Consider the following 25042-nt stretch of genomic DNA (forward strand, 5'->3'; position numbering starts at 1 on the left):
TCCATAAATATAAGCTATTTATGGATGTGATTAAATATACAAGTATTAAAAAACTTATAAATTTTACTTCATTTTTTGTCTTTTAACCGGTTTTTCTGTTGGTTCATTTTTATTTTGCAATATATAATTAGCCAATAATTTTTCAATTAACTCATCTTTAGTCAAATGATGAAAAACCGTTTTTATTTTTTCTTTTAATTCTGGAGCAACATCATGATTGGGTTTTGTCTTGAAAATTTGCTTCGCCCATAACAAAGTATTGTTTTCTTCGATATTGGCAACCGTTGGTTTTTTGAACTGAGTAAATTTTATTCCTAATTCTTTTTCGAAATCAGCGATTTCAACTACTTCTTCGGGTTGTAAAACCGTTAAAGAAAGTCCCTTTGCTCCTGCTCTTGCCGTCCTACCACTACGATGTACGTATGCTTCATAAACATCTGGCAAATGATAATTCACCACATAAGAAATTTCCTTTACGTCAATTCCTCTTGCAGCTAAATCTGTCGCAACTAATATATTGATATGTCCTTCACGGAATTGCTCCATGATTCTATCTCTAATTCCTTGTGATAAACTGCCGTGCAATGCGCCTGAAGAAAAGCGGTTGATGGCTAAATTTTTAGCTAATTTATTGACCGCTGCTTTGGTTTTACAAAAGATAATACCGCGTTCTCCTTCTTTAGAATTCAAGAAATGCATCAAAACATCTAGTTTTTCAATAGGATCAACTACAATATATTCATGGTCAATTCCTTGATTTCCTATTGTTTCCATGTTGGCACTAACTTGCACCACATTTTTGTTCAAATAATTCTGAATCAATTGTTTGATAGTTCCAGGCATAGTTGCCGAGAATAAAAAAGTCTTGTGTAAAGCAGGTAACTGAGCGATGATTTCGTCTAAACTTTCTTTTAATATTGTAACCATTTCATCAGCTTCGTCGAGCACAATGAATTTGGTTTCCTTTAAGTTTATTGCTTTGCGCTGAATCAAATCAATCAATCTTCCAGGAGTTGCCACAACAATATGTGTTGGCAATGAAAGTCGTTCTATTTGTGGTTTTATTGGAATTCCTCCACAAGTTGAGGCAATAGAAACTTCAGGTAAATATTTTGCAAAACTTTCTAAATTAGAAAAAATCTGATGTCCTAATTCACGTGTTGGAACTAAAATAACAGCTTGTATCACTGGTAAATTAGTATCAATTAATTGTAAAATAGGCAATCCAAAAGCTGCTGTTTTTCCTGTACCCGTTTTAGCAAGACCAACCAAATCCGTAGTATTTGATAAAAGTAACGGAATTGCTTTTTGTTGAATTTCTGTTGGGACAACAATTTTCAATTCGGTAATCGCTTTTATTATTGGTGCTGAAATTCCTAAATCAGAGAATTGTTTTGGCATATTTTTGGATTTTATATTTTATAAAATTGTTGTTTTGTAAACGTAATTTTTAGCCCTGATAGCAGTGGAAATCCTTTTCCTTTTTTCTTTAAAAAGGAAAAGATTACAACGAATAGCAGGATTAGCTCCTTGAAAAAGAAATATTAATCTTCGTCCGGTTCGTTCATGATTTTTTCACGATATTTTTTACCAGTTAACAATACTAGTTTCAGTTTATAATCGTCAACAAGCCATTCACGGTAATTTTTACTGCACTGACTCAAACATTTTGAATAGCGCTTGATGCGACAATCGATATCGTCATCCAGCAATTTCCCTAATGCTTTTGCTTCTTGTAAAGTTTCTGAATTATCAACACACATTGCAGCGTGTTGCTCTAATGATTTTTCCAAAACTTCTTTAGAGCGCAAATTTTGTTTGATAATGAGTTTGTGCTCTTCATCAACATCAAAAGTTACGACTTCGGTTTTACTGAATTTAGCACGGATTTCAGGAGGCATACTGTATTTAAAATACAATTCTATTTCTGTATCATCACGTAAATTTTCAAGGTAAAATTCTGGTGATTTAAAAATGTGCTGCCAGTTTACAGGCTCGCTCCACAATCCAAATCGGGCAGCATTATTTCCTAAATCGATAACGTTGAAAGTATCTTTATTAGGTAATTTTCGAGAACCACGACCAATCATTTGATAGTATAATGTCAGTGATTTTGTTGCTCTATTTAAAATAATTGTTTCTACGGTTGGTTCATCAAATCCGGTGGTAAGAATTCCAACTGAAGTCAAAATAGCATCCGGCGTGTGCTTAAACCAATGCAAAATATCTTTTCTTTCCTCGTTATTGCTGGTATTATCTAAGTGGCGGATGGCATAACCGGCTTCTCTAAATGTTTCATATACATATAAAGACGTATTGATACCATTATTGAAAATTAAGGTTTTCTTGCCCAAAGATTTCTCCGTATAAGCATGCAATAATTTTTCCTGCATGGCCATATTCGTATATAAATCATCTGATGATTTAACAGTGTAATCCCCGTTGATACCTACTTTTAGAGAGGTTAAACCCACATCATAGCTATAGGTTACCGCTTTTGCTAAAAATCCATTTGCAATCAACGAACTAATGGTGTCTCCTACGATTAACTCATCGTAGCTTTCATGCATTGGCAATTTTATATTGGAACTTAAAGGTGTAGCTGTTACTCCTAATATAAAGGCATTTTTGAAAGAGCTTAATAATTTTCGGAATGAATTGTAATGTGCCTCATCGATGATTACCAATCCTACATTATCCAAATGAAGTTTTTCATCGTTGATACGGTTTTTCAAAGTTTCAACCATGGCTACAAAACAAGAATAATCGTTTTGGTCTGGAAGTTCTTTTACTTTACTGTTGATGATTTTGTTTTTCACATCAAAACCCTTCAACATTTTTGAAGTTTGCTTACACAACTCAATTCGGTGTGTTAAAACAACTACTTTTTTATCGTGTTGAGACAAATAACGTCGTACGATTTCAGAAAAAACTACTGTTTTTCCACCGCCTGTCGGCAATTGGTATAACAAATGATGCTGTGGTGGTGCATTATCAATGCGTTCAAATATGGCATCAATATCGCCTTTTTGGTACGCATAAAGTTCTTTTTTGTCTTCGATTTCTATTTCTAAAGTGTTTTGGGACATTGCTTATTGTTGGATTTTTGCAAAAATACGCCTAAAAAACAGTTTAATTGTCAATTTTAAATAAAAAAAAAGGGATTGATTAAATAAAATTGAATTATGCAGGAGATTAATATTCAAATCGCTCTATAATAGCATTGAATTCAGGCTCGTTATACCATTTTTGTTTCACGGTTTCGTTATGAATCGCTATTATTCTTGGTTTAAAGTCATTCAGAATTCCATTTGCAATCAAGAAAATTACTGCTTGTTCAAATGAGTTGAACATACTTTTGAAAAATAAATCTTGTTTTATTTCATGTTCCGATGAGAATGTTTGCGCAATTTCAATATTGTAGAGCATCACATCAGCAATTACAAAGGGATCTACTCCCAAAAGAAGGAAATGCTTGATATATTTTTGAGCAACAGAGCGACGCATTTTCGGTTTGCTGCGTCTTCCCGCCTTTTTGAACGGATAATATTCATTGGAAATTTTGAGTTTGCATTCCTGCAAAAGTGTTTCTTCCTTTGGATTAAAAACAAAATTATAATAGACTTTTACGGGACTGAATTTCTCGTACAATTCAATAATTTGTTCTTCGAGTTGCTCCTTATTTAGTTCGGCTAAGTATTTTTTTAAATCGCGTTTACTCATTATCAAAGTTTAAGAATACAAAAGTAATTTACTTTCGGAATCAATGCGCTAAAAATCAAACTTAATACTTAATTTTGGCTCATTAAAACTAAATAAATTCAAATGCTTAAGATTTTTAAAATTACTGCAATAATAGAGGGGATATCTGCTTTACTATTGTTTTTCTTTGCTATGCCAATGAAATATATTTACAATGACCCTTTTTATGTTAAACATATTGGTATGGCGCACGGAATATTATTTACTTTATACATTGTCCTTGCAACAATTTTAAAATTTAAAGAAAAATGGGATTTTAAAAAATATTTTATAATTTGTATTGCGTCAATTCCTCCATTTGGTACTTTTTACATAGAAAGAAAATACCTTAAAAATGTATAAATACATAGAAAAAATATTCACTTTTCTATATCCTGTATTTCGAAAATGGGGATTTGGAAGCAGTTTAGCTTCCTATTTTAGCTTAGTGCTGAATATTGTTGTTTTGTGCGTTATGGCGTATCTCATATACGTGATTTTTAGGCTTGTTCTAGTGACAATCATGGCTGTAATTGCCCAAAAAACCAAAACCAAATTTGATGATTTGCTGGTAACGAACAAAACGGCGAAATATATTGCACATTTAATTCCTCTACTTTTTATTTACAAATCAGTACCAATTATTTTAGAACGATTTGAATACTGGGAAGGATTTTTTGGAAAACTAGTTGGAATCTATATCATCATTCTGGTTTTATGGATTATACGTACGATATTCAATGCTTTGCGCGATTATTTAAAACTAAAACCGAGATATAGCGACAAACCAATCGACAGTTTTATTCAGGTAATCATGATAATGCTTTGGGTTATTGGGATAACCTTAATTATTTCAAAATTATTTGATATTGATAAAAAGGAGCTTTTAACTATTTTAGGAGCGGTTTCGGCGGTGATAATCTTGATATTCAGGGACACTATTTTAGGTTTTGTTTCTAGTGTTCAGGTTTCTATTAATGACATGGTTCGAATTGGCGACTGGATTACAATGGATAAATTTGGAGCTGATGGAGATGTGATTGAAATCAATTTGGCGACTGTAAAAGTTCGAAATTTTGACAATACCACAACCACAATTCCCACTTATAGTTTAAGTTCTGATTCGTTTCAAAACTGGCGAGGAATGCTCAATTCTGATGGTCGACGTATCAAAAGACACATTCTAATCAAAACAAGTAGTATTCGGTTTTTAGAAGAAGCCGAATTGAATGACTTAAAAAAAATTCATCTTATTTCGGATTATATTGACACCCGAAAATTAGAAATAGACGAATATAATTCCAGTAATAAAATTGATAAATCCATTGCTATAAATGGACGAAATCTGACTAATTTAGGATTGTTTCGAAAATATATTACCGAATATCTTTTCCAATATCCCGGATTAAATCAAGATATGCTGATGCTTTGCCGCCAATTACAATCTACGTCGCATGGTGTTCCGCTTGAAGTTTACGCATTTTCCCATGACAAACGATTTGAAAATTACGAGTACATCATGTCGGATATATTTGATCATATCATTGCTTCAGTGGGATATTTTGACTTAGAAATTTTCGAAACAGCCACTGAGAATGAATTTCCTGCCTAAGTATTTTTAAATCAAGATATTCAGGAAAATTAGATTTGCCAAAAAACATGTTTTACGCGTTTAAATTTTATTATTTTTAATTACTAAAGTAAAATTTACTATTCCTATTTCATTTTGTTTTAATTTTAAAGAAAAAAAATGAACACACGTGATACTTTTTTAAAAGAATTTCGAGGACAGACAATCGGTTCCGTAACCACACAATCTACTACTGAAGAATCATTTCAAAATGAAGTTCTTCGTCCTATTTTAAAGCTACAAAATGATTTATTTTTAGCATCGTTTTCTAATTATATCAGTAAAAACAAAGTTGATTTTTACAGTCATTCTGCTGATAAAAAGTCGACAATTATAGAAAAAGCGATCCAAAAAGACATCAAGTTCAGAAATGCTTTGAAGGGAATGATTGTCGGATTATTCACCGCTGATGAATATGCTGTTTATGTAAAAAACTCTTCAAATATCAACAAAAGAATGATGAGTATGTTGGTAGAACGATTAAAAAGCCAAGTACAGCTTTTTTAGATTTAAAAAAGCTGTAAAACGCAATATTTCGTTTTATTAAAAATTGATGAATCTACTATAAATAGTGATTTTAAGGAATATTTATCCGCAATTTAGAAATGAAATGCGTTTTGAATTCAAAACTCCACAATGTTAAAACAGCGTCATTTATTGTTTATAATTTAAAAATTTGCTTTTTCTTAATCTAAATATTACTATTTCTTTCTAATTTAATAATTCTAATCTTTTTTATAATAAATATTAGTTAAGTTCGTATTTATCTGCTATTTGTATGATTTTTTTCATTATAATTGTTAAAAGTAATTTTATGAAGGAAGAATATTTCAAATGGCATTCCCCAAATTTAAATAGAGATATTGAAATGTTGGTTTTTGGACATGCTGGATATCCTGTAATCTTATTTCCAACTTCTATGGGAAGTTACCATGAAAATAAAGATATGGGATTGATAGAATCCGCAAAATGGTACCTTGAACAAGGTTTAATCCAAATATTTTGTCCAGACAGTATTGACAAAGACAGTTTTTACAATAAAAATATCCATCCTGTTCACCGTATAGAAAATCACGTCAGATATGACAAAATGATTTGCCACGAAATTGTTGAGAGGGTAAAAAACAATACGCCCTCAGGCAAAGTAGCTATGGCAGGTTGCAGTTTTGGTGGTTACCATGCGGCAAATTTTGCATTTAGACATCCAGGTTATGTGAGTCACCTATTTTCTATGAGTGGCGCTTTCAATATCAAGAGTTTTTTGGATGGTTTTCATAATGACGACGTATTTTATAACAGTCCCGAAGATTATCTATATGGCCTAAATGACCAAGAATTATGGAATATGGATATTGTGCTGGGAACTTCAAACTGGGATATTTGTTTTGATGCCAATCTAAAATTAAGTAAGGTTTTAAGCGATAGAAACATCCATCACTGGCTGGATATTCGTCAGGAACACAAACATGACTGGCCGGTTTGGAAAGAAATGTTTCCGCACTATTTATCAAGAATCAGATTTTTTTAGATTCCAGTCCCAGAAGAAAAACAAAATAAAATTAAGTAATTTATAAACGTATCAAGATGAAAAAAATTGGAATTTTATTTGGAATGGAAGACACTTTTCCGCAAGCATTTATTGATCGTGTCAATTCAAAAAACGAAAAAGGAATCATTGCGGAAGCAGTCGCTATAGATAAGGTAGTTCAAAATAAAGATGGAGAATATGCTGTAATTATTGACCGTATTTCACAAGATGTCCCTTTTTATCGCGCCTATTTAAAAAACGCAGCTTTGACAGGAACAAATGTAATCAACAACCCTTTCTGGTGGAGCGCTGATGATAAATTTTTCAATAATGCATTGGCTGATACACTCGGAGTTCCACTGCCTAACACTGTGATTCTTCCTTCGGCGGAACATCCTACGGATACGACCGGAAAATCATTCCGAAACTTAAAATATCCAATGGATTGGGAAGGAATATTTGAATATATTGGCTTTCCTGCCTATATGAAACCGTATGCTGGCGGTGGATGGAAAAACGTATATCGTTTAGAAAACATTGAAGAATTTTGGGAAAAACATCAGGAAACGGGACAGTTGGTAATGATGTTACAAGAGGAAATCGTTTTTACTGAATACTTCAGAGTATACTGTTTGGGTTGCAAAGCCGTTAGGATTATGCAATACGAACCAAGAAACCCTCATCATTTGCGTTATGTAATTGATGGTCCTCCTGTAGATAAAAAATTATTGGCCACCATAAAAGACTATACTTTAAAACTTTGTAAAGGTTTGGGATACGATTTTAACACAGTAGAATTTGCCGTGAGAGATGGAATTCCATATGCGATAGATTTTGGAAATCCAGCTCCTGATGCCGAGTTGACTTCAGTAGGTGCTGAAAATTTTGAATGGGTTGTGGAAGAAGCTGCGAAAATGGCAATCGCTGCCGCAAAAAAGCAAAAACCAGAAAAAATGAACTTGACTTGGGGTACTTTTATCAAAGATGCAGTAAAATAGTTTTCAGTCGCAGTATTCAGTAAACAGACTGAAAACTGCGACTGCGACTGAACACTAAAAAAATAATTATGTTAAAGAAATTACCTGTTTTTACACTTGGTGTAGAAGAAGAATATCAAATTATAGATCCTGTAACTAGAGATTTGCGGTCGCATTTATCCAAAATTGTGGATGGTGCAAAGATAATTTTGAATGAGCAGGTTAAGGCTGAAATGCATCAATCTGTGGTTGAAGTGGGCACTAATATTTGCAATAATGTAAACGATGCCAGAAATGAGATTCGGTTTTTACGTTCCAAAATCGTTGAATTAGCAGACAAACAAGATCTTATTGTGGGCGGAGCGGGAACGCATCCATTCTCAAAATGGCAGGATCAGCCCATTACGGACGATCCGCGGTATCACGATATTGTAAATGAATTGCAGGATGCGGCGCGTTCTAATTTGATTTTTGGAATGCATTGTCATGTAGGTATTGAAAATCGTGAAATTGGTTTACAATTGATGAATCAGGCCACTTATTTCCTGCCGCATATATTTGCGCTTTCGACTAATTCCCCATTTTGGGAAGGAAGACAAACAGGCTATAAATCCTTTAGAACAAAGGTTTTTGATAAATTTCCAAGGACGGGCCTTCCGGAATATTTTGATTCGGTTAGTTCGTATGATAATTATCTGGAGACTTTGGTAAAGACGAATTGTATTGATAACCCCAAGAAAATTTGGTGGGATTTACGATTACATCCCTTTTACAACACGATTGAATTCCGGATTTGTGATATGTCATTGACAGTAGATGAAACCATTTGTATTGTCGCAATTATTCAAGCAATTGTAGCCAAACTCTATAAATTGAATATGAATAATACCAGTTTTAATGTGTACAGACTGGCTTTGATAAAAGAAAATAAATTTCGTGCGGCACGTTACGGAATTGAAAATAACATGATTGATTTTGGTTTACAAAAAGAAGTCGAAACTAAAATGCTAATTCTGGAATTGCTTGATTTCATTGATGATGTTGTGGACGAATTAGGAAGTCGTTCCGATATAAATTACGTTCATGAAATTCTGAAAAACGGAACTGGAGCTGATAAGCAACTCGCAATTTTTCAAGAAACGGGAGATTTGTCCAGCGTGGTCGACTTTATAACTGGTGAATTTACTAAAGGATTATAAAAATAAAACGCTTAATATGTTTTGCCGGCCGTCATAAAATATAAGTTACCTTTGCACATTGTTTTTAAAAATAGATTATGTCCAATAAAATCATAAAAATCGCCCTTTTAGATATGTACAACGGAGAACCTAATCAGGGAATGCGCTGTATTATTGAAATTATCAATAGATTTAGTCCGGTGGTGAGTTTTAAAATATTTGATGTTCGGCTAAAAAGCGAGTTACCTGATATAAAATCCTTTGATATTTATATTTCAACTGGTGGTCCCGGAAACCCTTTAATTGGTGATGGTAATTGGGATGTAAAATACTATGAATTTATTGATTCGCTAAACAAATGGAATGCTGAAAATCCGGTTAAAAAACATGTTTTGTTTATTTGTCATTCTTTTCAAATGGCCTGTCTGCATTTTGGACTGGCAACGGTGACCAAAAGAAATGATACTTCTTTTGGAGTGATGACGATGCATAAAACGAATGAAGGGAAAACAGATCCTTTATTTGAGGGTTTAGCAGATCCTTTTTACGCGATTGATTCCAGAGATTACCAAGTTGTACAACCTAAGTTAAGTGTTTTTGCAAAAAAAGGCGCCAAGATTATTTCATTAGAAAAAATCAGAGATCATGTGCAATATGAACGTGCGATTATGGCGGTTCGTTTTACCGATTATTTTGTAGGTACACAATTTCATCCTGAAGCAGATCCGATAAGCTTTGTTTCCCATTTGAGAAATAAAGAAGCGAAGGAAAAAATTAAGGAAATGAAAGGGAAAAAGAAATTCAGAAACATGCTGGAAGATTTATTGGATGATGATAAAATTTACAGAACAAATGAAACTTTGATTCCTAATTTTCTTCGAATAGCAATCAATGATTTGATGAAAACTAAAAAAACATTCTCTAACTAACTTAAAACATTCCAAATGATTACAAAATATCGGGAGTTATTTAATGCTCAGTTTACAGAAAAGAAATATCAGGAATTCAAAAATGATATTGCTTCCGATTTTAATTATTTGCCTACTTTTCGCTTAGCTGAAACTCCTTTTTTTATTTCTAAAGAATTAAAAGAACAGTTAATTGAAGGTTGTAACGATGTTATAGCTTTCATTCAGAAAGAAGATTTTAAATCACTTACAAACAAATCATTAGAACTTAATCATAAAGTTCCTAATGAGGATGATCACACTACTTTTTTAGCAATTGATTTTGGCATTTGTGAAGAAGAAGGTCAAATTATCCCTAAATTAATCGAGGTACAAGGATTTCCTTCATTGTACAATTATCAGTTTAATTTATATCAAAAGTTCCAGAACCATTTCCCTTTTCTTAGTGAATTGACTCCTTTTATAAATAATATTCAGCCACAAGAATATTTGGATATTTTGGAAGAAGCAATTTGCAATCATCATCCAAAAGAAAATGTTATTCTGCTTGAAATAGAACCTGAAAAACAAAATACCAAGATTGATTTTTATTATTGTAAAAGAGATATCGGGATTCCAATTGTATGCGTTACTGACTTAATAAAAAAGGGTAATCAATTATTCTATAAAAATTCGACTGGAAATGAAATTCTCGTAAAAAGAATCTATAATCGAGTTATTTTCGATGAATTGGATTTGCGAACTGATTTAAAGTTAAATTTTCATTTTTCTGATGAACTTGATGTGGAATGGGCAGGACACCCTAATTGGTTTTTCAGAATCAGTAAATTTATTTTACCTCTTTTAAAAGGGAAATACTTTATTGAAACTACTCTTTTAAGCGAACTAAAGGAAATTCCCAAGGACTTAGAAAACTATGTTCTAAAACCACTATTTTCATTTTCAGGAACAGGCGTTATTTTTCATGTTACAAAAGAAGAAATCGAAGCCGTAGTTGAAAAAGAGCTTTATATTCTTCAAAAAAAGGTGAACTACCTTCCTATTATACAATCTCCTGAAGGAAAAGTGAAAGCAGAAGTTCGTGTACTTTGTATTTGGAAAAAAGAGGATGCCGCTCCTACTCTAGTCTGCAACTTAGTGCGCTTGAGCCGTGGCGAAATGATAGGTGTGAAATTTAACCAAGATAAAGATTGGGTTGGCGGAACACTTGGATTATTTGAAAGATAAAATATTCTATGCATTAGGGTAATTGAAATTTAATTATGTTCCCTAAAATAAATTGAAATTTTTATGAATTATTTCAAATGGATTTTGCCAACTTAATAACCTCCTTAAATCTTGATTTTTGTAATTTTTTACATTTTATTTTCATTTAAATAATTACTTCTAGTACTTACTAAATTGAACTTTTATTTGGTTTTAGACCAATAATATTAATGATTCTGCCATTACAGAATTTCACTACATTATTTATAGTTCTTTTTTATCTACAATTTTTGGCGATAATGTCATTTTAACGCATTGAAAATCCTTAAAATGAAAATAGAGTAAAATTTTATAAGTTAAAACCTATGAATTTTAAATAAAAACGATAAAAAAAAAGGATTACACTTTATTTCCAGCTTGCCAAAAATATATTTTTTATCGTAATAATAGATTCCAGATAGTGTTTTATGAATTTATTAAAGTGATTCCCTTAATAATTTGAAAAATATGGAATAATTCAATATTTTAACATAAAAAAAATTAAGCTGTTTTTTTTTTCTTTATTATTGTATAGTTATAATAATTTAAGAATAATCAATAATTTTAATAATTAGCAAATGAATAGAAGAGAAGCACTTAAAAGCGTTGCGTTTTTGATGGGAAGCGCAATCTCAGCAACTACTATGGGCGTTTTATTTGAAAGTTTTACTTTGCCCGAACAAGAAAAAAATCATGTATCTTTTTCTGCTACGGATGAAGAAATTTTGGCTGAATTCGCCGACATCATTATACCAACCACAGCCTCTTCGCCAGGAGCTAAGGCTGCAGGACTGGGTGCTTTTATTCCAATGATGATTAAAGATTGTTATCCTGCAAAACTGCAAGAAACTTTTGCTTCAGGATTGAAGGCAATGCAATACCAATGTTCTAAAGATTTTGGTAAAGATTTCTTGTCAATGTCAGTTGAAGAACGTCAAAAACTAATGACTTCATTGCGTGATGAGGCAATAGCCAGCAATAGAGCTCCTTCATTCTTTTTATTGGCTAGAGATTTAACGCTTCTAGGCTATTACTCTTCTGAAATAGGTTGTACACAAGCGCGCGAATATTTACCTGTTCCCGGACGTTATGATGGAAGTGCTACTTACACGCTAGGACAAAAAGCTTGGGCTACCAATTAATTGTTTGCTATTATCTTAAACTATTTTATTAAATAAAAAATACTACACGTGAATATAAATACCAATTTAAAAGCGGAAAATACATATGATGCTATTGTAATAGGATCAGGAATTAGTGGTGGTTGGGCTGCAAAAGAACTTACCGAAAAAGGTTTAAAAGTTTTGATGTTAGAACGAGGAATGAATATTGAACACATTACAGATTACGAATCTGCAATGAAAGCTCCATGGGAATTTGAACATGCAGGTAAACTTACCGAAGAACAAAAACGAACACATCCAGTTCAGACCAGAGATTATCCATACAATGAAGCTACCGAAAAATGGTGGGTGAATGATTTAGAATGTCCATACACGGAAGACAAACGTTTTGACTGGTATAGAGGCTTTCATGTGGGTGGAAAGTCGTTAATGTGGGGTCGCCAAAGTTACCGTTTTAGTGACCATAATTTTGAGGATAATGCAAAAGATGGTCATGGTAATGACTGGCCTATACGTTATAAAGACCTTACTAAATGGTATGATTACGTAGAGAAATTTGCAGGAATCAGTGGTCAAGCAGAAAACTGGCCATTATTACCAGATGGTAAATTTTTACCTCCAATGGATTTAAACTGCGTAGAAAAATCAGTTAAAGAAAGATTAGAAAAACATTATAACAGAACACGTATTCTTACTATTGGCCGTACAGCAAACTTGACTGTACCTCACAAAGGACGTGGTAGTTGCCAATACAGAAATTTATGTAGTCGTGGTTGTCCGTTTGGAGCTTATTTCAGTACACAATCATCTACACTACCGGCTGCAATGGCTACTAATAGATTAACGGTTAGACCCTACTCTATTGTAAATCATATCATTTATGATAAAGACACAAAAAAGGCAAAAGGAGTAATGGTTATTGATGCAGAAACAAATGAAACCATGGAGTTTTATGCCAAAATTGTTTTTGTAAATGGTTCAACCTTAGGATCAACATTCATCTTATTGAATTCTACTTCAGAGGCACATCCAAATGGGATGGGTAACGCTAGTGGTCAATTAGGACATAATTTAATGGATCATCATTTCCGTTGTGGTGCTGAAGGAAGCGCTGAAGGTTTTGAAGATAAATACACTTACGGAAGAAGAGCCAACGGAATTTATATTCCAAGGTATCAAAATGTTGGAAATGATAAAAGAGACTATTTAAGAGGTTTTGGATATCAAGGTGGTGCAAGCAGAGGATTATGGCATAAAGAAGTTGCCGAATTAGCTTTTGGTGAAAACTTTAAAGCTACCATGTCATTACCTGCTGATTCTTGGAGCATGGGATTGGGTGGATTTGGAGAAATGTTACCTTATTATGAAAACAAAGTGTACATCGACCATACTAAAAAAGACAAATGGGGTCAACCTGTTTTGGCTATTGATTGCGAATACAAAGAGAATGAAGCTAAAATGCGAGAAGATATGATGAATGATGCTGCTGAAATGCTGGAAGCGTCAGGAATCAAAAATGTAAAAACATACGATAACGATTGTTATCCAGGAATGGCTATACACGAAATGGGTACAGCCAGAATGGGTAATGATCCTAAGGATTCTGTTTTAAATAAATGGAATCAAATGCATGAAGTAAGTAATGTATTTGTTACCGATGGTTCTTGCATGCCTTCTATCGCTTGTCAAAATCCATCATTAACATTTATGGCTTTAACGGCTCGTGCATGTGATTATGCAGTAAAAGAATTAAAAAAAGGAAATATTTAGGTTCATCATTATGAGAAAATTAAGAATGGGAATGGTCGGCGGTGGCCAAGATGCCTTTATAGGTGCAATTCACCGCTTAGCCGCCAATATGGATGGACTTATAGAATTAAGTTGTGGAGCATTGAGCATAAAACCAGAAACTGCTCTTGCATCCGGAAAGGCTTTATTTCTTCCTGAATCAAGAATATATTTGACTTATGAAGAAATGATTAAAGCAGAAGCGGCATTGCCAGCTGATGAAAAAATCGATTTTGTTACTATAGTTACTCCAAATTTTGCACATTTTGCACCTGCAATGATGGCTTTAGAACATGGTTTTAATGTTGTAATTGAAAAACCAATGACTTTTTCATTGGAAGAAGCAAAACTATTGAAAGAAAAAGTGGAAGAGACTGGATTAATACTTTGTCTAACACATACCTACTCTGGTTATCCAATGGTCAAACAAGCGAAAGCAATGGTTCGAGAAGGTAAACTGGGTAAGATTAGAAAAGTTTTAGTTGAATATCCTCAAGGTTGGCTGAGCACACTTTCAGAGAGAGAAGGAAACGCGCAAGCAGCTTGGAGAACGGATCCTAAAAAATCTGGAAAAAGTTCTGTAATGGGCGATATTGGAACTCATGCCTCGCATTTAGCTGAATATATTATCGGTGCTAAAATTACCGATGTTTGTGCAGAATTAAATACCTTAGTTGAAGGTCGCTTGATGGATGATGATGGCGCTGTATTATTAAAATTTGACAATGGTGCTAAAGGAGTTTTAATCGCATCACAAGTTGCAGCTGGAGAAGAAAATGCCTTAAAAATCAGAGTTTATGGTGAAAAAGGTGGAATCGAATGGTTTCAACATGATCCAAACACTTTAACGGTAAGATGGCTAAATGAACCAGCTCAAATTTTAAGAGCTGGATCTAATTATAGCTATTTATCATCTTTTGCAACCCATAATTGCCGAACTCCTGGCGGACATCCAGAAGGTTATTTGGAAGCATTTGCTAATATTTATCGCAACTTTGCTTTAACAGTTGGCTGTAAATTAGATGGTATCGAACCTACTCCTGAAATGCTAGACTTCCCTTCCGTTGAAGATGGAGTAAGAGGAATGGCATTTATAGATAATGTAGTAGCATCATCTCAATCGGATAAAAAATGGACTCCTTACGTTTTATAATAAAGTAGGAATTCATAAAAGTTTTAGACAAAATATAATATGACAACAATACAAGGTCCTGCAGTATTTTTAGCGCAGTTTATCAGTGATGAAGCTCCTTTTAATTCCCTAGACGGAATTTGTAAATGGGCAGCTGATTTAGGTTTTAAAGGTATCCAAATGCCAACATTAGATACTCGATTTATTGATTTGCAAAAGGCTGCAGAAAGTAAAACCTACGCAGAAGAACTTAAAGGCACAATTACTTCTTACGGATTAGAAATTACTGAATTATCAACCCATTTACAAGGTCAGTTAGTAGCTGTGCATCCTGCTTACGATGATTTTTTTGACGCTTTTGCACCGAAAAATGTTCATGGGAAACCAAAAGCAAGACAAGAATGGGCCGTTCAACAATTGAAATATGCTGCAAAAGCATCCCAAAATTTAGGATTGAATGCACACGCAACTTTTAGTGGTTCATTGCTTTGGCAATATTTTCACCCTTGGCCACAACGACCTCCTGGCTTAGTGGAAGACGGTTTTGCTGAATTGGCAAAACGTTGGTTACCCATTTTAAATGAGTTTGATCAAAATGGGATCGATCTTTGTTATGAAATTCACCCAGGAGAAGATCTGTTTGATGGGGAAACCTATGAAATGTTTTTGAAGGCTGTAAATAACCATTCCAGAGCTTGCTTGTTGTATGATCCATCACATTTTGTATTACAACAGTTAGACTACATTCAATACATTGATTTTTATCATGAAAGAATCAAAGCGTTTCACGTAAAGGATGCCGAGTTTAATCCAACAGGAAAGCAAGGAACTTTTGGAGGATATCAAAGTTGGGTAAACCGTGCGGGACGTTATCGCTCTCCTGGAGATGGCCAAATTGATTTTAAAACTATTTTCAGCAAACTGGCACAATACGATTTCAAGGGTTGGGCAGTTATGGAATGGGAATGTTGTATTAAAAACCAAGAAGATGGTGCACGAGAAGGTGCCGAATTTATAAAAAATCATATTATAAAAGTTACCGACAAAGAATTTGATGATTTTGCTGCTGTGGAAACGAATAAGGCTTTTAATAGAAAAAACTTAGGATTATAAAACTTAAATTGAAATGAAAATGAAATTAAAATATTTGCTTTTTGGGGTTGCTTTAATTGGCTTAACCTCATTTTCTAATGATAATTTAGACACAAAATATACTACTGCAAGTAAAAGAACAAATACTGTTTTTCAAGCATCAGAAGGTGAAAAACTAATTGCTAAATCGGATTGTATTGGATGTCATAAATTAGACAAAAAACTGATAGGTCCCTCCTATTTAGACATTGCAAAAAAATATCCATCTAATGATAAAAATGTAGCTTATTTATCTGGGAAAATCATAAAAGGAGGTTCTGGAGTTTGGGGAACAATTCCCATGTCAGCGCATGCATCTTTGAAAAAGAATGATGCAACATCGATGGCAAAGTATATTCTATCGCTGAAAAAATAATAGTACAGGTGTTTGTAAATTCTTCATCCCTGTAGATTATTCAAAATAAACCATTTCTCAAAATATTTTTTATTTCTATTAACTAACCGTATTAAAAATAAATGAAACAAAAAGAAGACGAAAATAAAATCATAAATAACCGTCGTGATTTTATAAAAACAACTGCAATAGCAGCAGCAGCTTTTATGATTGTTCCTCGCCATGTTTTGGGTCGAGGATTTGTTGCACCAAGTGATCGTTTATCAATTGCAAGTATTGGTGTAGGTGGAAAAGGAAAATCTGATATTGCTATGTTTGCAAGCAGTGGAAAAGCTGATATTTCATTTTTATGTGATGTTGATACTAGAAGAGCCGCTGCAAGTGTAAATGCTTTCCCTAAAGCTAAATTTTACAAGGATTGGCGTGAAATGTTAGATAAAGAACATAAAAATTTCGATGCTGTTTCTGTTTCTACTCCTGATCATAATCATGCTATTCAAGCCCTTGCCGCTATGCAATTAGGAAAACATGTTTATGTTCAAAAACCTATGGCACATGATATTTACGAAGCTCGTATTTTGACTCAAGCTGCCAAAAAATATAAAGTGGTAACCCAAATGGGAAATCAAGGTGCCTCAAATGACGGTACTAGAATAATGAAAGAATGGTATGAAGCTGGTTTAATTGGAGATGTTCACACAATTCATGCCTGGACCGACAGACCAGTTTGGCCACAAGGTATTCCTTGGTCAGCCAATAAAGCCGATATTCCAAAAGAATTAGATTGGGATTTATGGTTAGGAACTGCTCCTTACAAAGAATATGTAAACAAATTAGTACCGTTTAACTGGCGCGGCTGGTGGGATTATGGAACTGGCGCACTAGGAGATATGGGTTGCCATTTATTAGAAGCTCCTTTTAGTGTATTGAACTTAAAATATGCAAAAGATGTTCAATGTAGCGTAGGTTCTGTTTATGTAGATGAATTTCAAAGAGGGTATTTCCCTGAGAGTTGTCCTCCTTCAAGTCACGTAACCTTAACTTTTCCAAAAACTGAAAAAACAAACGGTGACATTGCAGTACACTGGATGGATGGAGGAATTCAACCTGAAAGACCTTCTGAACTAGGACCTAATGAAATTTTTGGTGATGGTGGAAATGGAACATTATTCACTGGAACTAAAGGAAAAATGATGTGCGATACGTATGGTTTAAATCCTCGTTTGCTTCCTCTTAGTAAAAATGAAAATCTCAAAGTTGCTCAAAAATATAACAGAGTAAAAGATGGCGCCGAAGGTCATTATAGACAATGGGTTGAAGCCGCAATTGCAGGTTACGGGAAAAAAGAATTAAGTTCTCCTTTTGAAATTGCCGGTCCTTTAACTGAAGCTTTATTGATGGCAAATCTTGCAATCAGAGGTTACGATGTGATGAGAGAAGAACTTGGAGAAGAAGTGTATCCAGGACGTTCTGCAAAATTATTATGGGATAATGACGCCATGAGAATTACAAATTTTGATGAAGTAAATCAATTTGTGAAACGTGATTATCGTCAAGGTTGGAAAGCTTTAACTTTATAAGCAAGATTAATTATTAATTCAAAAATTTAAAAATGATTAAAAATATTTGTACTTCATTAATTGTTATGATATTGATTCAAACTGCAAATGCGCAACAAGCGCCAGTACCAAAAGGATTTAAATCAATATTTGATGGACAATCAACATCCGGATGGCACAGTTACGGAAAAAAAACAGCTGGTTCTGGTTGGAAAGTTGAAGAAGGCACCTTGCATTTTGATCCAACTGCTGCACAAAATGGACAAGGAGGCGATTTAGTAACTGATATAGAATACGAGAATTTTCATTTGAAATTAGAATGGAAAGTTGCAGCTAATGCCAATAGTGGTATCATTTTTTATGTGAATGAGGATTTGACAAAATTCAAAAATACTTATGAAACTGGTTTAGAAATGCAAGTATTGGACAACAATGGTCATCCAGATGCTAAAATTGAAAAACATAGAGCTGGAGATTTATATGATTTAATCAAAAGTACATCAGAACCCGTAAAACCGGTTGGAGAATGGAATTCTGTTGATATTGTTTGTAAATTCGGAAAACTGACGATGTTGCTGAATGGTTTAAAAGTAGTTGAAACAACACTTTGGGATGATAATTTTAAAACTATAGTAGCTGGAAGTAAATTCGCTACTTGGCCAGGTTTTGCAGCATTCAAAAAAGGTAAAATTGCACTACAAGATCATGGAGATAATGTTTGGTTCAGAAACATTATGATTAAAGAATGGAATACTATGAAAATTACAACTGGATGTGAAGCCGGAATGTAATTGATATTTGAAAATTAAAAATAACCAAAACCCAAAAAAAAAAACCAACCAACCAATGAATAGTACTACCCGAATTAAATTATCCATAATGATGTTCCTTGAATTTTTTATCTGGGGCGCATGGTTTGTAACTCTTGGAACATTTCTGGGAAATAATTTAAAAGCCTCCGGTTCAGAAACTGCTGCCGTTTTTTCGACACAATCATGGGGTGCCATTATTGCTCCTTTCATTATAGGATTAATAGCCGACCGATATTTTAATGCGGAGAAAATTTTAGGAATACTTCATCTTATCGGTGCATTTTTGATGTACCAAATGTATCAATCAGTAGAAGTTGGAATGTTCTACACCTACGTTTTAAGTTATATGATTTTATATATGCCAACATTAGCATTAGTAAATTCAGTTTCTTTTAATCAAATGAAAGATCCGGAGAAAGAGTTTGCTAATATTAGAGTTTGGGGAACTATTGGTTGGATTATTGCAGGTTTATCAATTAGTTATTTCTTTCATTGGGATTCTGCTGAAGGAATAAGTTCAGGTTTACTTAAAAACACCTTTTTATTAGCTGGTATTGCTGCATTTATTTTAGGTTTGTTTAGTTTTTCATTACCAAAAACACCACCAAAAGTGAGTGATGAAAAAATAAAAATCGGAGATATTATAGGTTTAGATGCTTTAAAATTATTAAAAGACAGGAACTTCGCTATCTTTTTTGTTTCATCTATTCTAATTTGTATTCCTCTTGCTTTTTATTATCAAAATGCAAACCTCTTTTTAACGGAAGTTGGAGTTGAAAATCCAACTGGAAAAATGGCCATTGGTCAAATATCCGAAGCCTTATTCTTACTATTGATTCCCGTATTTTTTACCCGTTTTGGTTTCAAAAAAACAATTTTAATCGGGATGTTAGCATGGGCAATTCGTTATGTTTTATTCGCCTATGGAAATGGAGATGATTTAAGTTTCATGTTGATTATAGGTATTGCGCTGCACGGTATTTGTTATGATTTCTTCTTTGTTTCAGGGCAAATTTACACCAACTCAAAAGCTGGAGAAAAATATAAAAGTGCCGCTCAAGGTTTAATCACTTTAGCCACTTACGGAGTTGGAATGTTGATTGGTTTTGCTGTTGCAGGCTGGATAACCGATAATTACAAAATGGCTGACGGTGCTGTAAACTGGCAAATGGTATGGATTATTCCTGCTGGAATAGCTATCGTTGTGTTCCTACTTTTTGCTCTTTTATTCAATGATAAAAACAAGACAAAAGAAATTTCTTCTGCTGTATAAAAATAAAAAATGAGTACTAAAGTAAATAGGAGATCTGCCATAAAAGGAATATTAGCCGGAACAGCTGTTTTGGGAATCCCATCTGGACTTTCTGCTTTGGCTTTGCCAAAAAATGATTCAGAAATTCCTGTAGGTTTACTGAAAGGAAATATTAATCATTCCGTTTCTCGCTGGTGTTTTGATAGTCTTGATTTGGATACACTTTGTATTGAAGCTAAGAAAATTGGAATTACAGGTATTGATTTAGTAGGTCCAGCTTCTTGGCCCACATTGAAAAAATATGATTTAGTTTCTACAATGTGCAATGGTGCTGAGATCAATTTAGTGGATGGTTTTAATGATTTGAAATTCCACGAAACACTCCTGAAAAACTATACTGAAATGATTCCGCTCGTGGCAAAAGCCGGTTATAAAAATTTAATTTGTTTTAGCGGAAGCAGAAGAGGAATAACAGATGAGGAAGGTTGGAATAATTGCGTTGTCGGTTTACAGAAACTGCTTTCACTGGCTGAAAAGCATAATGTGGTTTTAGTAATGGAATTGTTAAACAGCAAAATTGACCATAAAGATTATCAATGTGACCGAACATCATGGGGAGTAGAATTAGCAAAACGTTTAAACTCCGAAAACTTTAAATTACTTTATGATATTTATCACATGCAAATTGATGAAGGTGATGTGATTAGAAATATAAGAGACAATCATCAATATATTGCTCATTATCATACGGCCGGAGTTCCTGGACGTAATGAAATTGATGATACACAAGAATTAAATTATGCTGCAATTATGAAAGCAATTGCAAAAACTGGTTTTAAAGGTTTTGTAGGACAAGAATTTATTCCTAAAAACCCAGACAAACTAGCTTCATTGAAACAGGCCATTGCAATTTGTGATATTTAACTAATCTAAAAAATAACCCATGATAAAAAGAAGAGAATTTTTAATAAATACTGGTTTAGCTTTAGGCGCATTAGCCATTGCTCCTTCATTTGCATTTGAATCAAAAAAGAGAGCTATCGGAATTCAGTTATGGACATTACGAGATACATTACCAAAAAATGTCAAAGGAGTTTTGTCCCAAGTTGCTAAAGCTGGATTTTGTGAAGTAGAAACTTTTGGTTACTCAGCTGATAAAGGTTTTTTTGGAACTTCAGTTCGTGATTTTAAAATGATATTGGATGATAACGATTTAAAAGCTACAAGTAATCACTTCGATTTTAATTCGATGATAAAAGATGGTTCTACTGATTTAGTTCAAAATTACATAGAAACTGCTAATTTATTAGGTAGCGAATACGTAACAGTACCTTATATAGTTTCAGAATTGAGAGGAACTACAGGTGATGCCTATAAAAAATTAGCATTACAAATCAATAAAGTGGGTGAACTTTGCAAAGCTGGCGGCTTAAAATTAGCATATCACAATCATGATTTTGAATTTACAAAATTTGGTTCAACCAATGGATATGAGATTTTATTAAATGAAACGGATAAAAATTTAGTTGATTTTGAATTGGATTTATATTGGGTAGTTCGTTCAGGAAATGATCCATTACAATTATTCAAAAAATATCCGGGACGTTTCACAATGTGGCATGTAAAGGATATGGATAAAGGAAATCCGGATTGGAATGCTGAAATAGGTACGGGAACTATTGATTTCAAATCGATTTTTGCAGAAGCTAAACTATCTGGAATGAAACGTTTCTTTTTGGAACACGAATCCAACTATAAACCAAATCCAATAGAATCTGCTGCAACAAGTTTTAATTACATTAAGAAAAATTTAATCTAAATATTTTTAGAAAAATAGAATAAAAAAAGGGATACTTATTGTATCCCTTTTTTTATAATTTATTCTGAAACTTACTCGGTAATATTAAAACCAGCTACATAAAAGTTTTTATCTATTTCCAATATTGAATTTTGAGTATTTGCTGGATCAAGCTTCCACTCAATTTCTGGTTGAAGTAATTCTTCTTTTCCATTCAGCGTTACTTTCACAGGCATATTAAAACCCGAAACACAATTTGTCCAACGATAACCAAGTTTGTTATCCTTGAAAAAATATTCTAACGTTGGAATTCTGGTATCTCTTAAATACTGATTAAAAACGGTAGACAAATCGATTCCAACTTGCTGACTTAAATAATCTTCAATTTGTTTAGTAGTTACCGTTTGGTGATAAAACGTACTGTTCAAGCCTCTCAATATTCCTCTCCATTTTTCATCATCATTTACTAATTGACGTATAGTATGCAGCATATTTGCACCTTTTGGATACATATCGCCTGAACCTTCATTGTTCACATCATAGTTTCCGATTATTGGTTTGTCATTATCAATGTTTTTTCTTGTTCCTCTTACGTACTCAAATCCTGCTTCTTTACCATAATAATATTCTAGAAAAAGACTTTCAGAATAGTTGGTGAAACTTTCGTGAATCCACATATCAGCAATATCTTTATACGTAATATTATTGGCGAACCATTCATGTCCAGATTCATGGATAATGATAAAATCAAATTTTAATCCCCAACCCGTTCCACTCAAATCGCGTCCTAAATATCCGTTTTGAAATTTATTTCCATAGGTCACTGAACTTTGATGTTCCATTCCTAAATACGGAGCTTCAACTAATTTATAACTGTCTTCATAAAATGGATAAGGACCAAACCAATGTTCAAAGGCTTTCAACATCTTTGGGACATCCTGAAATTGTTTTTTGGCTTTCGCCAAATTGTCTCGTAAAACGTAATAGGTACAATCTAAGTCGCCTTTTTCTCCTTTATACTTTTCTGAAAATGAAACATAATCGCCAACATTTATATTTACGCCATAATTATTGATTGGATTAGAAACATACCAATTGTAGGTTTTGGTACCATCCTTTAATTGCTTGACGCTAAGCAAACGTCCATTCGATACGTTTGTCAAATTTTTAGGAACATTGACACTAATCAACATATTTTCCACTTCGTCATACATGTGATCTTTGTTCGGCCACCAAACACTGGCTCCCAATCCTTGACAGGAAGAAGCGATAAAAGGATTGCCATTACCATCTTTTTTCCAAGTAATTCCTCCGTCCCAAGGCGGATTTACAGCAACTTTTGGTTTACCTCCGTAAAATACTTTCAGTTCTTTTATAGCACCTTTGATTTGAGGAGCAATTAATTCGACAAAAAAGGCATTTCCTTCTCTGCTGTATTTTACAACCTTACCATCTTGAATGACTTTATAAATTTGCATTGGATTTTGCAAATCAATTTGCATAGTCTTGTATTCCTGAACAACTTGATATTTTATAGTGTTGGAACCTGAAATAGTGCTATCTGCAGGATTAACTTTTATATCAAGATGGTAGCTTTTTACGTCCCACCACGCTCTTTCTTTAGTGATACTGCCACGCAAAGTATCTTGTTTAGTAAATATTTCCTCTTTTTTTTCCAAAAGCCCTTGCGCTTTTGCTCCATTAAAAATAACGAAAGAGATAAAAATAAGACAGAATTGTTTTTTCATAGTGAATGTACTTTGGACAAAAATAAACTTTAAAATTTAGAAATAAAATTCGTAGAATTTATTTTTCAGGATAGATTTGGACATGTTCTTGCAACAGCTTATTTTGTTTTCCTCTAATTTCCATGATTACTTTGTTGTTTTTAAAATCAAACTTCAACAACCCAAAATTAATATCTTTGATAACTTCTCCTTTCACATAAGGATTTTCTTCACCTGAAAAGGAAGCGTAGGTATGCGTTAATCCGCTTGAAGTAAAATCAATTAAAGGATACGACAAACCACTTATCTTTTTAGAAGAAAATGTAGCAATATGGCGGTCGCCGGAGATTATAAAAGTACCTTTAGCTTTGGTGGAAACGATTAATTGCTCCAATTTCTCTATCTCATGAGGGAAATTTCCCCAAGCTTCAAAACCGTGTTTATCGGAAAGAAATTGAATACTGCTGACAATTACATTAAATTGTGCATCAGATGTTTGAAGTTCTTTTTCCAACCATTTCCACTGTGCATTTCCTAACACCGTTCCTTCACCGTATTTATTGGGTTCAAAACGTTTTTTAGAATCGGTGGCTTTCGTTAGTTTAGTTCTAAAAAAACGGGAATCCAATACAATTATTTTGACTTTATTTCCATTTACGACAATAGTTTTGGCAGTATAAACGCCATCTTTTTTTCGCTCAGGATCACTTTTTGGAATGCCTATAAAATCTAATAAAAGCTGTTGACTTTCTCTTTTAAAAGGATATTCTTCTCCGCCGTCATTTGCGCCAAAATCATGATCGTCCCAAGTTCCAAGAACGATTTTGTTTTTTATAAATTTGAGATATTCAGCATCCTGTTTCTGAATTTCATAATTTTTTTTAAGAACCTGCATATCCTCAGTATCCGAATAGACATTATCACCTCCCCAAATCCAAACGGACGGATGATTTTCATCTATCGCTGACCAAAGTTCATTCTTAATTTTCTGGTTGTCGCAAGAACCGAAAGCAACAGTGAAAAAAGTATTTTGAACCGGTTTTTCAGTTATAATAGTGGATTTTGTATCCTGCGTTTTGCAACCAATAAAGGCCAAAAAACCAAAAATAAAAAGTATTTTTTTCATGTGATATTATTATAAAATCTGTTTAAATTCT

General features: G+C 33.4%; 23 protein-coding genes. 18 read left to right on the top strand and 5 right to left on the bottom strand.

Annotation, left to right across the window (positions count from 1 at the left end; translation table 11 throughout):
- Positions 1-63: 63 nt before the first annotated feature.
- From DR980_RS03260 to DR980_RS03270, 3 genes are all read right to left on the bottom strand, one after another.
- Positions 64-1401, bottom strand: coding sequence for a DEAD/DEAH box helicase (locus tag DR980_RS03260; protein WP_113633830.1), 1338 nt, complete (start codon positions 1399-1401; stop codon positions 64-66).
- 143 nt (positions 1402-1544) lie between these two features.
- Complete coding sequence (locus DR980_RS03265; RefSeq protein WP_113633831.1) at positions 1545-3089, bottom strand: DEAD/DEAH box helicase; 1545 nt, start codon at positions 3087-3089, stop codon at positions 1545-1547.
- A 106-nt stretch (positions 3090-3195) separates the two neighbouring features.
- A complete protein-coding gene (locus tag DR980_RS03270; RefSeq protein WP_113633832.1) occupies positions 3196-3723 on the bottom strand; it encodes a DUF6155 family protein in 528 nt (175 codons plus the stop codon).
- A 102-nt stretch (positions 3724-3825) separates the two neighbouring features.
- Here DR980_RS03270 and DR980_RS03275 point away from each other — a divergent pair, with 102 nt between their 5' ends.
- From DR980_RS03275 to DR980_RS03360, 18 genes are all read left to right on the top strand, one after another.
- Complete coding sequence (locus tag DR980_RS03275; RefSeq protein ID WP_091169746.1) at positions 3826-4104, top strand: DUF3817 domain-containing protein; 279 nt, start codon at positions 3826-3828, stop codon at positions 4102-4104.
- A complete protein-coding gene (locus DR980_RS03280; RefSeq protein ID WP_113633833.1) occupies positions 4097-5353 on the top strand; it encodes a mechanosensitive ion channel family protein in 1257 nt (418 codons plus the stop codon). The genes DR980_RS03275 and DR980_RS03280 overlap by 8 nt, the downstream gene beginning before the upstream one ends.
- Before the next feature lie 138 nt (positions 5354-5491).
- The gene (locus DR980_RS03285) at positions 5492-5878 is read left to right on the top strand and encodes a glyoxalase (RefSeq protein WP_113633834.1); all 387 of its coding nucleotides are present in this window, start codon (positions 5492-5494) and stop codon (positions 5876-5878) included.
- Between the two features lie 307 nt (positions 5879-6185).
- Positions 6186-6899, top strand: a complete 714-nt coding sequence (locus DR980_RS03290) for an esterase family protein (RefSeq protein WP_113633835.1) — start codon at positions 6186-6188, stop codon at positions 6897-6899.
- A 56-nt stretch (positions 6900-6955) separates the two neighbouring features.
- The gene (locus DR980_RS03295; protein WP_113633836.1) at positions 6956-7897 is read left to right on the top strand and encodes an ATP-grasp domain-containing protein; all 942 of its coding nucleotides are present in this window, start codon (positions 6956-6958) and stop codon (positions 7895-7897) included.
- A 68-nt stretch (positions 7898-7965) separates the two neighbouring features.
- Positions 7966-9075, top strand: a complete 1110-nt coding sequence (locus tag DR980_RS03300) for a carboxylate-amine ligase (RefSeq protein ID WP_113633837.1) — start codon at positions 7966-7968, stop codon at positions 9073-9075.
- A gap of 77 nt (positions 9076-9152) precedes the next feature.
- Positions 9153-9983: a type 1 glutamine amidotransferase gene (locus DR980_RS03305; protein ID WP_113633838.1), complete on the top strand. Its 831-nt coding sequence runs from the start codon at positions 9153-9155 to the stop codon at positions 9981-9983.
- Positions 9984-9998: 15 nt separating this feature from the next.
- A complete protein-coding gene (locus DR980_RS03310; RefSeq protein WP_113633839.1) occupies positions 9999-11189 on the top strand; it encodes a hypothetical protein in 1191 nt (396 codons plus the stop codon).
- A 596-nt stretch (positions 11190-11785) separates the two neighbouring features.
- On the top strand, positions 11786-12349 hold the full coding sequence (locus DR980_RS03315; RefSeq protein ID WP_113633840.1) for a gluconate 2-dehydrogenase subunit 3 family protein: 564 nt from the start codon (positions 11786-11788) through the stop codon (positions 12347-12349).
- A gap of 48 nt (positions 12350-12397) precedes the next feature.
- Positions 12398-14101: a GMC oxidoreductase gene (locus tag DR980_RS03320; protein ID WP_113633841.1), complete on the top strand. Its 1704-nt coding sequence runs from the start codon at positions 12398-12400 to the stop codon at positions 14099-14101.
- A 10-nt stretch (positions 14102-14111) separates the two neighbouring features.
- Positions 14112-15272 carry a Gfo/Idh/MocA family protein gene (locus DR980_RS03325; RefSeq protein WP_244199247.1) on the top strand — a complete coding sequence of 387 codons (1161 nt, stop codon included), beginning with the start codon at positions 14112-14114 and terminating at the stop codon, positions 15270-15272.
- Positions 15273-15311: 39 nt separating this feature from the next.
- Positions 15312-16364, top strand: a complete 1053-nt coding sequence (locus tag DR980_RS03330; RefSeq protein WP_113633842.1) for a sugar phosphate isomerase/epimerase family protein — start codon at positions 15312-15314, stop codon at positions 16362-16364.
- A 13-nt stretch (positions 16365-16377) separates the two neighbouring features.
- The gene (locus DR980_RS03335) at positions 16378-16758 is read left to right on the top strand and encodes a c-type cytochrome (RefSeq protein ID WP_244199248.1); all 381 of its coding nucleotides are present in this window, start codon (positions 16378-16380) and stop codon (positions 16756-16758) included.
- A gap of 101 nt (positions 16759-16859) precedes the next feature.
- Complete coding sequence (locus tag DR980_RS03340; RefSeq protein ID WP_113633843.1) at positions 16860-18317, top strand: Gfo/Idh/MocA family protein; 1458 nt, start codon at positions 16860-16862, stop codon at positions 18315-18317.
- 32 nt (positions 18318-18349) lie between these two features.
- On the top strand, positions 18350-19087 hold the full coding sequence (locus tag DR980_RS03345) for a 3-keto-disaccharide hydrolase (RefSeq protein WP_113633844.1): 738 nt from the start codon (positions 18350-18352) through the stop codon (positions 19085-19087).
- Between the two features lie 55 nt (positions 19088-19142).
- On the top strand, positions 19143-20381 hold the full coding sequence (locus DR980_RS03350) for a nucleoside permease (protein ID WP_113633951.1): 1239 nt from the start codon (positions 19143-19145) through the stop codon (positions 20379-20381).
- Positions 20382-20390: 9 nt separating this feature from the next.
- On the top strand, positions 20391-21284 hold the full coding sequence (locus tag DR980_RS03355) for a hydroxypyruvate isomerase family protein (RefSeq protein WP_113633845.1): 894 nt from the start codon (positions 20391-20393) through the stop codon (positions 21282-21284).
- Between the two features lie 19 nt (positions 21285-21303).
- Positions 21304-22179, top strand: coding sequence for a sugar phosphate isomerase/epimerase family protein (locus DR980_RS03360; protein WP_113633846.1), 876 nt, complete (start codon positions 21304-21306; stop codon positions 22177-22179).
- A 71-nt stretch (positions 22180-22250) separates the two neighbouring features.
- On the opposite strand, the gene DR980_RS03365 is transcribed toward DR980_RS03360, so the two are convergent.
- Together DR980_RS03365 and DR980_RS03370 are read right to left on the bottom strand one after the other, a co-directional pair.
- Positions 22251-23906, bottom strand: a complete 1656-nt coding sequence (locus DR980_RS03365; protein WP_113633847.1) for a M1 family metallopeptidase — start codon at positions 23904-23906, stop codon at positions 22251-22253.
- 58 nt (positions 23907-23964) lie between these two features.
- Positions 23965-25011: an alkaline phosphatase D family protein gene (locus DR980_RS03370; RefSeq protein ID WP_113633848.1), complete on the bottom strand. Its 1047-nt coding sequence runs from the start codon at positions 25009-25011 to the stop codon at positions 23965-23967.
- Positions 25012-25042 lie beyond the last annotated feature (31 nt).

Origin of the sequence: Flavobacterium psychrolimnae, assembly GCF_003312425.1 — a bacterium.
GTDB lineage: Bacteria > Bacteroidota > Bacteroidia > Flavobacteriales > Flavobacteriaceae > Flavobacterium > Flavobacterium psychrolimnae.